A 12,891-nucleotide genomic window follows, 5' to 3' on the forward strand; every position below is an offset into this window, starting at 1 on the left:
TTATGCTTTATTCCAATATCTGCAGCATATATTTCTTTAGGTAATCTGGCAGTTCTTCTTGTATACCATGAATGGTAAAAATAAAGTTGATGTTATACTTTTGTTCAAGTGCATCAAGCCTTTTAAAGAAACCCTCTAGTTCCTCAGTTTTCTTTCCAGCTATTTTTAACAATCCATCAACATATAGTCCCTCAACATCATAGTTTGAAGCTATGACTCCACAGACGAATCCATAAAATGCTTCCTCATTGGTAATTTGATAATCTTTAATTCCCATAAATCTAATTTTATAATCTATCTGAAACATATGGCTATTATCTACATCAACAAAGACTAGATGCCCTTTAGTTTTCTTTACAGCTTCATTGGCTTCATGAATCAAAGTTTTTGTTTTGCCACTTCCTTTTTTTCCAAGAATTATTTTTATCATCGTTAATATCCCCCTTACTTTAATTCATTAATATTTTTTACTCCTATATAAAATATTCTATAAATTCAGACATTTTCCTGCACGATTTTAAAAATTTCGCAGAAAAACTTTGTTATTGAAGACGATTGAAAAATCTTCATATTCTTAGATAAAGAAAGCTCAGCATCTTTGCGCATATTCAAATACGCAAGATACGCAAGAATGCTGTATTTTACAAATATAAACAAGATGGAGCTTTTTCAATGCCTGAGAACTATCTTCAGACATTTCTGCTGCAGTGTAGAGCTTTTCCTCCTAAATAATAGGCTTTCTTTCCCTGGTAATTATTACTCGCTCTCATCTTTTCATGAATTTCATCTCTGATTTTCCACCAGCTCATATTCCAATTAACAAATAAACTATTTTCCTCTGGAGCTCTTCCTATTAATCTTTGCACTACAATACTAGGGTCTAAATATTCTAAAAAGGTTATCACTCTATCTTTATATTCCTCAGCAGAAATCAGTTGAAGTTCCCCTTTTTCGTACATTTCTCCCATAACGGTGTCTTTTACTATGTAAAGAGCGTGCAGCTTCACCTGTTGTACTTTTAAAGCTGAAAGTATTTTAGCGTTTTCAATGACATCCTCTTCGTTGTCCCACGGCAAATTTAATATTAAATGGGTACATATTTCAAATTCATATTTTTTTATTTGAAGTACAGCATCAATAAATTCGGCTAAGCTATGTCCTCTGTTGATTTTTTTTAAGGTATGATAATTAACGGTTTGCAGTCCTAGTTCTATAGATATTTCTACAGAGTACTTCAATTGTATTTCTTTTAAAAATGCTAAATAGTCTTCTGTTATACAGTCAGGTCTTGTGGAAATAGCAATCTCTACGATATCTTCAACCAGTGCCTCTTGTATATATACCTTAAAATCCTCTAAAGGTAAGTAGGTATTAGTAAAGTTTTGAAAATAAGCAATAAACTTATTAGCCTTATACTTTCTCTTTACTAGTATCATATTTTCTTCTAACTGCTTGCTTATACTGTAATGATTTGGCAAGTTTTCAAAGCCTGTTCCAACCTCTGCACAAAATATACAGCCTCCTTCTCCCAGCTTCCCATCCCTATTAGGACAAGTTACCGGAAGATTAATAGGGAGTTTATAAACCTTTTCTCCATATTTTTCTCTAAGATAATCGGAGTAAGTGTTATATATCAATACTTCCTTTTCCATGAATATCCTTCCTTCTTCTAGTTTTTTCAAGAGCTTTATAATTTCTAATGTGATTATATCATTTTTACTTGATAGTTTGACCAATATTCTTAAATTTAGAAATGTGTTAGTATAAAATTTTCAAAAACTTCAAAAAACATATTGTTTTTTTCTAAAAAATAATATATAATAGTTTTCATAAAATTTAATACATTTAATACTTAATTATTGAGCAATGGCGTTCACATTAATGGGATAGTAAGCATCCCTTTAAGGTGGGCGCTTTTTTGTTTGTCAAAGGAGGTGAAGTAAATGAGTGATCTGATTAAAATTGAAATTATCACTAGACAAAAAAAGTTTGAAGAACTAAAAGAGGCACTCAATAGTATTGGAGTATCAGGCATGACAGTGACGCAAGTATTAGGGTGTGGTCTTCAAAAAGGAAAGACAGAAATATATCGTGGTGCTGAATACAGCATCGATCTTTTACCTAAGGTTAAAATAGAAATCATCGTATCTGAAGAATCTGCAGATGACATTGTTTCTATTACAAGAAGGATATGTTCCACTGGAAATATAGGAGATGGCAAGATATTCATATCACCAATTCACAGGGTGATTCGTATTCGTACTGGTGAAGAAGGAACAGATGCATTATAGATTTTACAAGGGAGGTTTTAATATGGAAATCAATGAATTCATTACGGCTATTGACACCATTTGGGTATTGGTGGCTTCTGCTTTAGTATTTTTTATGCAAGCTGGTTTTGCGATGGTGGAGACTGGTTTCACTAGATCAAAAAATGCCGGAAATATAATTATGAAAAATTTAATGGATTTTTGTATTGGCTCTTTAGTTTATTGGGTTATAGGCTTTAGTATTATGTTTGGAATTAGTAATAGTGGTATTATCGGAGATATCAGTTTTTTATCCGCAGCAACCTTTGAGCATTTAGATTTAACAATTCCTAAGGAAGCATTTCTTATTTTCCAAACAGTCTTTTGTGCAACTGCTGCTACTATCGTTTCTGGTGCAATGGCTGAAAGAACAAAGTTTAATGCTTATTTAGTTTATAGCTTTTTTATCAGTTTAATTATTTATCCTGTAGTAGGTCATTGGATTTGGGGTGGTGGCTGGTTAAGCGAATTAGGTTTTATGGACTTTGCAGGTTCAACAGTTGTACACTCTGTAGGAGGTTGGTCTGCTTTAATGGGTGCTTGGATTATCGGTCCTCGTATTGGTAAATATTCAAAAGATGGAAAGCCTACAGCAATTCCTGGGCATAGCTTAGTATTAGGTGCATTAGGTGTATTTATTCTTTGGCTAGGATGGTTTGGTTTTAATCCTGGCTCTACCTTATCTGGAATGGATTCCGTCGGTATTTCTCATATCTTTGTAACAACTAACCTTGCAGCAGCAGCCTCTACCTTTGTTACAATGGCCATTACTTGGATACGATATGGTAAGCCAGATGTTAGTATGACGTTAAATGGTTCTTTAGCTGGATTGGTTGGTATAACCGCTGGAACAGATGTGGTTAGTCCAGTGGGTGCAGTAGCAATAGGTATCATTGCAGGAATTGTAGTAATATATGGCATAGAATTTATCGATAGGGTATTGAAAATAGATGATCCTGTAGGCGCCATCGGAGTACATGGTCTTTGTGGAGCTGTTGGTACGATTGCTGTTGGTGTCTTTGCTGTAGATGGAGGTTTGCTCTATGGAGGTGGTTTAGACTTATTGTTGGTTCAAGCATTAGGCGTGTTTGTAGTAGCCTTATGGACTCTCACTACCACCTTTGTAGTATTTAAATCCATTGACAAAACCATTGGTCTTCGTGTTCCACAAGAGGAAGAATTAAAAGGCTTAGACATTGAAGAGCATGGTATTGAAAGCTACGCTGATTTTCAGATCAAGGGTGTTACTGCAACAAATTAGATATCACTACATTTTTCCCTTTAATTTATTTTTCTCGGATGTTACTTTACTAGGTAACATCCCTTTTTTTCACTATTCAAGGGCTTACCCATTTGGAAATCTATCATCTGTAAATGATTTATGAATATATGCAATTTTTGAAACAAAAAACCTCTTAAAGTAATGATAAATCTTAAAAAGTCTTTATCCTTATACTTTAAGAGGAGCTAAATTCCTGCACCTATCTTAGTCAGTAGCAAGCACTTTTATATCAATGCTATTACCTATTTTTTTACTTAATTTGGCGATGACATTATTATCAGCAGATTTTTCTCTAGATTCCCCCAGTACGATTGTTCTTATAGCATGTTTTTCACAGAAATCAATGATGGTCTTCACAACTTCAGAAGATCTTAAGACCGTCATATGTGCCCCAACTTCTTTTGAGATATCAAATAAATAATCTAATGCTTCCCCTTCTTTGGAATTTCCTAATATATTCCATCCAATAGGTGCTACATGCACTACAAAAATATTTCCACCTTGTTTTTCTTGAATTTGAACACCAGTTTTTATCAATCTTGCACAGGTTTTTTGTTGGGTAACACAGATCATCGTATTTTCTTTTAACTGCATATCTGTACCCCTTTCTAATATGTTTCTATGAATATTTGTGGTATTTTATGGATATATAAATATCCTTCTACTAATTCTTTAGGACAAATAAGGTTATAGTTCATTAAAACTAATATCATCTCCCATAAATCATCAAGAATTAATTCCTATTCTATTATACTACATATCATGATTAAAATAAAATGAGACTTAATTCAGAGGGAGTTTTTACTCCCTCTGAATTGTAGCCGAATTTACTTCGAGGATGTAGTGCTTGATCTCCCGCTTGGAGAAGCGGGAGTCTTAGCAATACACCGAAGGATAAATTTAAGTTGAAAGTAAATCTCTAAAGTTTTTAATTTTATTTATCCAAATAATAAAAATCCTGTAACCCTTAGGTCACAGGATTTTTTCTATCTAGGAGTAACTAATCTTCCTCGTAATAATACAGGTCCCGTTGGTTTTTTAACAGATATAACTGCTTCTGCGGTAACGATGACTTCATCATAGGATACGAAGGTACCTTTTGTTTTTCCATATCCAGCCATGATTCCTGGTAATCCGCAATCCTTTAAATCTACCCTAAAGTAGGTATCAGCATCTCTATCTACTACCCAAGCATAATAACAAACTAGTTTAGAATCAATTTTTGCTGGTTCAGGTAATCCAAAGGTACTAATCCAAACAGTTGGGTCAGGTATGTTAACGAAGGCCGTTCCCCCTAATACCCCTTTTCGTTCTGGTCTCAATTCAACTTTAACAATTCCGACTGGAAGTGGTATATCCGGTACTGGCACACAGATTTTTTGACCTACATCTATAACATTAGGATCTGGAATTTGTGGATTTGCTCGAATAAGTCTTTCTAGAGTCACCCCAAATCTTCTAGCTATATTGAACATAGTATCTCCCCGTTGCACAATGTATATTGTGCCGTCAGGACAAAATACATCCGGTGGAGTTGGTGGTATTACTATTCGAGGTATACATATTCTTTGGCCCACATAGATAACATTTGGATTAGGGATTTGTGGATTTGCTCTAATCAACTCCGTTAAATCTATCCCATAACGATTTGCTATTCTGAACATTGTATCCCCTGGTTGAATCGTATATATCGTTCCTCCTGGACAGGCAGGTGGATCTGGAACTGGCACTGGCATTGGCATTGGTGTCACTTGTTGATTCATCATAGGTGACATATAGTTAGGTATTTCATAGTTATGATACATCATTATCCTCCTTTTAATTTTCTCATTACCATTATATGCCACTGATTTTTTTTTGTTAAACATTGATCATAATAATTTCACAATAAAAAAAACAGCGAATTTCTAAGTTTTCGCTGTTTTTTTATTACCGTCTCAGTATTAACATGATTAGCGTATAGATTCCTGAAAACCCCACTAAAGTATAAATAATTCTGCTTACGAGAGATCCTTGCCCTCTAAACAGCTTTGCAATTAAGTCAAACTTGAATAGTCCCAGCAATCCCCAATTTATTGCCCCGATGATGATGAGTATTAAAGCAATCCAGGTTAACAAAACAGCCCCTCCTCCTCTATATAATATCCTTATTGTATTAGTTACTTCATATATATGAGGCTAGACCTTTGGATATGCCATAAAACTTGCATCTTTCAACGATAAGGGGTTGTCTAATAACCTTTTTCTATGTCCACTTGATTGAACAATAGTTCTCCTTCAATATATCTTTTCATATTTTCATAAATAATTCTAAACCTTCGTTCATTCCGCATTTCAGAAATCCAAGAATTGTGAGGTGTTAAGATGACATTTTCCATTGCCCACAAGGGACTATCTTGAGGTAATGGCTCCTTTTCAAAAACGTCTAATGCTGCTGCCATTAGATTCCCTTGTTTCATGTGTTGAATAAGTGCCTCTTCATCCACAATACTTCCTCTAGATACATTGATAAGAACACCACTTTTTTTCATGCTTTTTAATCTTGTTTCATTGATGAGATGATGGGTTTCCTCCGTATAAGGTATTGTAAGGACAACCACATCACACTGCTTTAACACTTCCTCTAACTCTCCAATAGGATAGCACTTATCAAAGTATTGTACTTTTGTTCCGTTAGTATTTACTCCGATAATATGTGCCTCAAATCCTTGAAGTCTTTTAGCAGCCTCTGTAGCTATACTACCAGTACCGATAAACCCAATACGCTTTCTGTATAGTTCTAAAAGGCTTGTATCCATCTTCCACAGTTTCTGTCCTTGCTGTTCATAAAGTTTATAAGATTTTTTATAAATTTCTAAAATCTTTAAAACAATCCATTCTCCCATTGGAACACTGTATCCACCTTTGTTGTTAGTAAGCACTATGCCATTTTCTAGAACTACTTCTTTGGGAACTTGATCAATTCCTATACTAGATAATTGTATCCATTTTAATCTCTTCATTTTCCTTATATCTAAAGTGATAAATGGATTATAACATACTAATACTTCTACCTCCTCCATCTCTTGGTGATATACAATATCTTTCTCATTTTTTATGATAATATCATAGCCTAATTGACGAATGGATTCCATTTTATCTTTACCATAATCATAGGTGAATAGTATCTCCATCTTATCACTCCTCCTGTATATTTTCTTCTTACTATAAATACTACTTTCTTGTATAAAAATCCTCCTAAGAAAAAAACTTTGCTATCTATTCTGTACCCGAAAACAAAATTAATTATTTTCATTTTAATTGTTTTTCTGTAAAATAATATAGATAGGCATGTAGAAAAGGAGAATATGAAAATGATTTATCGTGTTAAACAATTTTTTCAAGGACTTACAGCTAAATTATATGAAGAAGATCTACATTTCATTAATCAATATTTGACGTCTCAAGAACAAAATCTTTTTTTTCAGTTAAGAAAAAGTGAACAAAGACACAGTATCAATGTGGCCTATGGTTGCAAAATTGATGCTCCAAACAACCTTGCTCTTATCAAAGCTGCTTTGCTACATGATGTAGGAAAAATAGGTAGCAACTTAACTCTAATAAATAAAGCCTTTGTAGTACTATCCGATAAGATGAACCTAAAGCCATCTGTTATGCCATCTTTTTTAAAGGAGGCTATGTATTATAAAATTAATCATGCAAAATTAGGATATGAACTACTTCTTAAACTAGGCTTACAGGAAAAAGTATTGGTATTAGTTAAAAATCACCATAAAGAAAATATTGCCAATGTGAAGGAAATGGAAATACTTCAGCATTATGATAATTTGTATTAATCTATAGATAACCAATTTTAAACCTTAATTTTTGATATACACGGTCTACGGTTTCGCCCAAAACCATGGGCTGCAAATGTAGCCCTTAGTATATCAAAATTTCACCTTGTATAAGCGAATGACATGAAATCATAGATTTCAGTCATCTGCTTAAGTTCTGTAGTTGGTTAATAGTACTTTAAAATATACGACCAGATTAAACAAATCAAGTAGGAGGTAGATAATTATTTTATCTACCTCCTACTTGATTATCATATCATTTTATATTTAAAGGGTGATATGTCTATTATATAAAGATTTTCAATAGTGTACTTGCCAATATTAGCATAAAAGCTCCACCGATACGAGAGGATATTTGAGCAAAGGGCATAAGCTTCATACGATCAGCGGCTGATAATACTGCTACGTCCCCAGTACCTCCCATGTTTGCCATACATAGTCCTGCTGTAATAGAGGCTTCGATAGGATAAAAACCTACAAATTTACCTACAATACCTGATCCTACCACACCACCTATTATGGTTACAGCTACTAATAACACGTATTGAATAGTAAAAGCATCAATAACCTGTTGGAGGTTTGTAAAGGCTACACCTATACCAACCAATAGTACACCAGTTAAGTTGGTCATAACAAACTGAAACCATTGAAAAGCTCCTGTTTCATACTCTCTAGGTAGGATATTCAAAGCTTTTACTATCGCAACTGAGATGATCATCCATGCATAGGAATGTACCTGTGGGAAAAACTTTCCAATAATACTTCCTAATACAAAGAAGGATACCGCTAACAATAATCCTCTTCCCATCATGGCAAGATCAATAGTTGCTTTTTTTTCTTTTTCCTTTGTTTCTTCCTTAACTTGAGCCTGGTTTTCTTTAAGTTCCATTAATTCACCATTACCAGTTAAATATGGTTTTGCTTTTCCAAGTCTATCTAATAAGCCTGCTACAACGATGGCAACAGCGTTCCCCAATGCTACAGCTGGTACCATAACAGAAATCATTTCCCCAGGATCTACCCCTAGACTAGAACCAAATATTTGAGACAATGGTACTGCACCTGCACCCATACCACCACCCATAATGGGTACGCCAATATATAGAATAGCTTCTTTTGCTCCATAGCCAATTACAGCTCCTACTACTCCTACTAGACCTAATGCTGCAACAACACCCCCTAAAATTGCTGGTAAATATCTGATGGAAGCTTTAATTAAAAGTTCTCTATTCATTCCTAAAATACTACCGGTAATTAGTGCAGCAATATAAAAATCTAAGAATCCTTCTCCTTTCATAAAGTTGGACATAATCTCCACAGAGGTTTCTGGTAAGAAATTATAGGTTACTAGTGCCGCTGAACCAAAAATAATTACAATGGGACCTCCACCTAAATAATTCTTTACAATAGGTAGATGACTTCCTATTTCATTTAGTATTGCTCCTATCACCATCATTAATGCAAAGGCACCTATCATTCCCTTAGGTAGTACTTCCATATAGGTTGCTATTAAGACTACTGCTGTTACGATCCCAAAAAGTGGTAAAGACATACCCATAATCCTATAGCTCTGCTTTTCCTGTAATGTTACAGTTGACATTTCTTTCTTCCCCCCTATCTTTTTATTTTTTTGCTAAGCCAGTTTTCTTAGCAGCCTCTCCAACCGCTTCTGCTACCTTTTCTACTACTTTTTTATCAAAAGCATCTGGCATAACGTAATCAGGCTTAAGCTCTTTTTCATCAATAATACTTGCAATTGCATAGGCTGCTGCTAGCTTCATTGCTTCATTAATATCCCTAGCTCTAACATCTAATGCTCCTCTAAAAATTCCTGGGAAGGCTAATACATTGTTCACTTGATTTGGAAAATCCGAACGACCAGAGCCCACTACCTTTGCTCCTGCCTTTAATGCTAAATCCGGCATGATTTCTGGTACTGGATTGGCCATAGCAAATATAATGGCATCTTGATTCATAACCTTTACCATTTCTTCTGTAACAACATTGGCGGCAGATACTCCAATAAATACATCTGCACCTGTCATGGCATCCATAAGACTGCCTTTCTTCTGATTTTTATTTGTTATTTGCGCCATTTTCTCTTTACTGCTATCGTTTTCAGCCGATCCAGAATAAAGAATTCCTCTTCTATCACATATTAAAATGTCCTTTGGATTCATATTCAGTAGCATTTTTGCAATTGCCACCCCTGCAGAACCAGCACCATTGACAACGATAGTTGTATCTTCAATCTTTTTGTTTACTACTTTCAAAGCATTAATTAGTCCTGCTATTACCACAATAGCTGTACCATGTTGATCATCGTGGAATACAGGAATATCCAATTCTTCCTTCAATCTCTTTTCAATTTCAAAACATCTGGGAGCTCCAATATCTTCAAGATTGATTCCTCCAAAGGTTGGGGCCAGTAGCTTTACAGTTCTTACAATTTCATCTACATCCTTTGTATCAAGACAGATAGGAAAAGCATCCACATTTGCAAATTCTTTAAATAAAATTGCCTTTCCCTCCATAACAGGCATTGCCGCTTCTGGTCCAATATCTCCTAAACCTAAAACTGCAGTACCATCAGTAACCACTGCCACTAAATTTCCTTTAGAGGTATATTTGTAAACGTTTTCCTTTTCTTGGTGGATTTTCCTACAGGGTTCAGCTACACCTGGTGTATAGGCTAAACTTAGATCTTCTCGATTTTTCACTGGGATCTTTGATGCTGTGTAGATTTTCCCTTTATACTCTTCATGCAAATTTAAACTTTCTTTTCCTAAATCCATAAACAATCATCCTCCTTGATATCCTTTAAGTTATGTTCATGTTATAAAATTTTTTCAAAAAAGAAAACATTTAGAAACTTTTCTAAATGTTTAGTAAATAAAAAATATAATGATATTTTTTTGACGATATTTTGCTTTCACTTTACTTTTTGTACTTATATAGGTGTTTAGGCCTACCTATAGAGCCATATTCAATTTCTAATATTAATTCTTCCAATGATACTAGATATTCAAGATATCTTCTTACCGTTACCCTTGAAACCTCCATTTTTTCTGCTACTTCTTCACTGGTAAGATACTTTTCTTCGTTATGTTTCATAAATCTTCGTATCCTCTCAAGTGTTTTTTTGTGAATTCCCTTCTGGTAATCTTTTTCTAGCAAATCAGCATTTTGTTTCATAATCTTGTCAATATCCTTTTGGAAAATAGTGTTTTTATGGTTTAGTAGCTGATGTCGTTCAATATAGCTATCTAAGGTGCTTTTCAGCCGCTGGTACTCAAAGGGTTTAATAAGATAATCTACCGCACCCAATCTTAATACCTCATCAATATTTTCTGACTCCTTTGCAGCGGTTACTAAAATAACATCTGTTTTTATGGATCTCCTTCTGACTTCTTTTAATAAACTGATTCCATCCAATTTAGGCATGAATACATCTAAAATGATTAAATCTACAGAGTGATTTTTTAAAAAATTTAGGGCTTCTTGTCCATTTCCTGCCATATATACTACTTTAAACCCTTTAACAGTCTCAACATACTTTTTATTTAACTGTGATACCATAGGATCATCTTCAACTATTAATACCTTTATCACAGCTTTCCCTCCTTTGGCAAAATAGCCATAAATTCTGTCCCTTCACAAACTCTAGTGGTAACCTCTATACTTCCTCCTAGGTTCTCCACTGTATTTTTCACTAAGGATAAACCTATTCCTCTGCTTAATGCCTTTGTTGAAAAGCCTCTTTCAAAAATACATGATACATTTTCCTTTGGGATACCTATACCTGTATCCTTCACTTTGATAATGATCTTTTTTTTAGATTCCATTAAGTTAACTTCAATAACTCTTTCTTCCTTGTCACTTAAACCAATGGCCTCCATAGCATTTTCAATGAGGTTTCCTAGAATTGTTATTAGAATACTACTGGTGATTTTCCCCTCTCTTTTTTCAAGATAGCTATCACTTGTTATATTCATAGTAATTCCTAATTCCTTAGCCCTACTAATTTTTCCTAATAACAACCCGGCGATAGTAGGATCTTTTATTTTTCCCATCACTAAAGTCATGATTTGTTGCTGATTTTTACTGGTATGAATAATATACTTTTTTGCTTCTTCAAATTCCTTAATCTCTATTAATCCAAGAATAACATGTAGTTTATTCATAAATTCATGGGTATTCGCCCTTAAGGCCTCTACAATTTGTTTCACTCCTGTAACCTCTTCTGCTAAACGAGTAATCATTGTCTTATCTCTAAAGGTAGCGATAGCTCCTACAATCTTCTCTCCATTTTCTATAGGAACTCTATTGTTTATAATAATGGTATCGTTTACCATCTGTTCTCTATCATATTCAGCAACACCTGTCTTTAATACCTCTGGCAATCTACTGGTTGGAAATAATTTGGTGACTTTTTCTCCGATGATATCTGTCTCCTCTATGCGAAGTAATTTTCTTGCAGAATCATTTATTAAAGTTATTTTTTCATCACCATCAATTGCAATAACCCCCTCATGGATAGCCTCTAGCATACCCTTCTTTTCAACATATAGCTTTGCAATTTCCTCTGGTTCTAATCCTAACAGGTTCTTTTTAATACTGTTTGCCAACAGAATCGCTCCTATTATTCCAAGAAATAATCCTACAAAGGAAGCTAAAATGATTGTAATAACTCTTTGCTTCTTTATTTGTGCTACGGTTTGGGTTAAATTTCCTACCATGACAAAACCAAGCTGTTGATGGTTTTCCCAATCATATATTGGAGCAAAGGCTCTTATGGATGTTCCCATAGTTCCTGTAGCTTCAGATATATATAATTCTCCAGTTTTTACTACCCTCAACTCATCCCCACCAACAAATTTTTCTCCTAATCGTTGAGGATTGGGATGAGCATACCTTAAGCCCTCCATATCTGCCACTACAATAATCTCTACCTGGTTGGTATCAGCTAATATCTTTTTCACAAAAGGTTGTATAGTGTTTTGATAGTAATCTCCACTTTTCATCTCCTCTACTACATTAGGACTATTTGCTATTACCTTGGCAACATTCATAATATTGGTGTTAATCTCCTGCTGTATACTTGACATAATCCATCTTGTAGTGAAGTAGATGGTGGTATAAATAGCAATAACAACAATAACTATAGTGAATACGGTTATTTGTGTTTGAAGTTTAAATTGTTTCTTTTTCATGGAAAGTTCCTCTTTTACAAGAAATAGGTTTTTCTTTAATTATCTAACGGATTTTTGTTTTTTAAATTAAATCTTGAATAATTAATTAATGTTGGAAAACGTTTTTATTATGTTGCTTTCTTAGATAAAAATAATTCGCTAAATATTTTAAAAATCCTTTTCTATGATAGTCTTTTTACAATTTTCAATTAGTTATAAAAAGAGCAGAGCATCTTCTGTGATAAAGACTCTCTGCTCTTTTTAAAAAATAC

At 34.0% G+C, this 12,891-nt stretch carries 13 protein-coding genes; 3 read left to right on the top strand and 10 right to left on the bottom strand.

Going from position 1 to position 12,891, the window contains the following annotated elements; translation table 11 throughout:
- Positions 1-7 precede the first annotated feature (7 nt).
- Together CHB72_RS16735 and CHB72_RS16740 are read right to left on the bottom strand one after the other, a co-directional pair.
- Positions 8-430 (bottom strand): hypothetical protein, encoded by a 423-nt coding sequence (locus CHB72_RS16735; RefSeq protein WP_089284017.1) that lies wholly within the window; start codon positions 428-430, stop codon positions 8-10.
- Positions 431-689: 259 nt separating this feature from the next.
- Positions 690-1,652, bottom strand: coding sequence for a TIGR01212 family radical SAM protein (locus tag CHB72_RS16740; RefSeq protein WP_207652589.1), 963 nt, complete (start codon positions 1,650-1,652; stop codon positions 690-692).
- Between the two features lie 291 nt (positions 1,653-1,943).
- Between CHB72_RS16740 and CHB72_RS16745 the strand changes: the two genes are divergently transcribed.
- Together CHB72_RS16745 and CHB72_RS16750 are read left to right on the top strand one after the other, a co-directional pair.
- Complete coding sequence (locus CHB72_RS16745) at positions 1,944-2,291, top strand: P-II family nitrogen regulator (RefSeq protein WP_089284018.1); 348 nt, start codon at positions 1,944-1,946, stop codon at positions 2,289-2,291.
- 22 nt (positions 2,292-2,313) lie between these two features.
- A complete protein-coding gene (locus CHB72_RS16750) occupies positions 2,314-3,570 on the top strand; it encodes an ammonium transporter (protein ID WP_089284019.1) in 1,257 nt (418 codons plus the stop codon).
- 225 nt (positions 3,571-3,795) lie between these two features.
- Here the strand turns inward: CHB72_RS16750 and CHB72_RS16755 are convergent, their stop codons facing one another.
- From CHB72_RS16755 to CHB72_RS16770, 4 genes are all read right to left on the bottom strand, one after another.
- Positions 3,796-4,185, bottom strand: coding sequence for an adenine nucleotide alpha hydrolase family protein (locus CHB72_RS16755; RefSeq protein ID WP_089284020.1), 390 nt, complete (start codon positions 4,183-4,185; stop codon positions 3,796-3,798).
- Between the two features lie 392 nt (positions 4,186-4,577).
- On the bottom strand, positions 4,578-5,396 hold the full coding sequence (gene safA / locus CHB72_RS16760) for a SafA/ExsA family spore coat assembly protein (RefSeq protein ID WP_207652590.1): 819 nt from the start codon (positions 5,394-5,396) through the stop codon (positions 4,578-4,580).
- Positions 5,397-5,520: 124 nt separating this feature from the next.
- The gene (locus tag CHB72_RS16765; protein WP_089284021.1) at positions 5,521-5,709 is read right to left on the bottom strand and encodes a DUF378 domain-containing protein; all 189 of its coding nucleotides are present in this window, start codon (positions 5,707-5,709) and stop codon (positions 5,521-5,523) included.
- 113 nt (positions 5,710-5,822) lie between these two features.
- Positions 5,823-6,764, bottom strand: a complete 942-nt coding sequence (locus tag CHB72_RS16770) for a phosphoglycerate dehydrogenase (RefSeq protein ID WP_089284022.1) — start codon at positions 6,762-6,764, stop codon at positions 5,823-5,825.
- Positions 6,765-6,944: 180 nt separating this feature from the next.
- On the opposite strand from CHB72_RS16770, the gene CHB72_RS16775 reads away from it, so the two are divergent.
- Entirely contained in the window at positions 6,945-7,427 is a 483-nt protein-coding gene (locus CHB72_RS16775; RefSeq protein ID WP_176431429.1) for an HD domain-containing protein, read from the top strand.
- Between the two features lie 286 nt (positions 7,428-7,713).
- Here CHB72_RS16775 and CHB72_RS16780 read toward each other — a convergent pair whose 3' ends face one another.
- From CHB72_RS16780 to dcuS, 4 genes are all read right to left on the bottom strand, one after another.
- Positions 7,714-9,027 carry a 2-hydroxycarboxylate transporter family protein gene (locus CHB72_RS16780; protein WP_089284024.1) on the bottom strand — a complete coding sequence of 438 codons (1,314 nt, stop codon included), beginning with the start codon at positions 9,025-9,027 and terminating at the stop codon, positions 7,714-7,716.
- 22 nt (positions 9,028-9,049) lie between these two features.
- On the bottom strand, positions 9,050-10,222 hold the full coding sequence (locus tag CHB72_RS16785; RefSeq protein WP_089284025.1) for an NAD(P)-dependent malic enzyme: 1,173 nt from the start codon (positions 10,220-10,222) through the stop codon (positions 9,050-9,052).
- A gap of 142 nt (positions 10,223-10,364) precedes the next feature.
- Complete coding sequence (locus CHB72_RS16790) at positions 10,365-11,039, bottom strand: response regulator (RefSeq protein WP_089284026.1); 675 nt, start codon at positions 11,037-11,039, stop codon at positions 10,365-10,367.
- Positions 11,036-12,640 (bottom strand): DcuS/MalK family sensor histidine kinase, encoded by a 1,605-nt coding sequence (dcuS, locus tag CHB72_RS16795; RefSeq protein WP_089284027.1) that lies wholly within the window; start codon positions 12,638-12,640, stop codon positions 11,036-11,038. Before dcuS ends, CHB72_RS16790 begins: the two co-directional genes overlap by 4 nt.
- Positions 12,641-12,891: the final 251 nt, after the last annotated feature.

Source organism: Anaerovirgula multivorans (genome assembly GCF_900188145.1).
Classification (GTDB): domain Bacteria; phylum Bacillota; class Clostridia; order Peptostreptococcales; family Natronincolaceae; genus Anaerovirgula; species Anaerovirgula multivorans.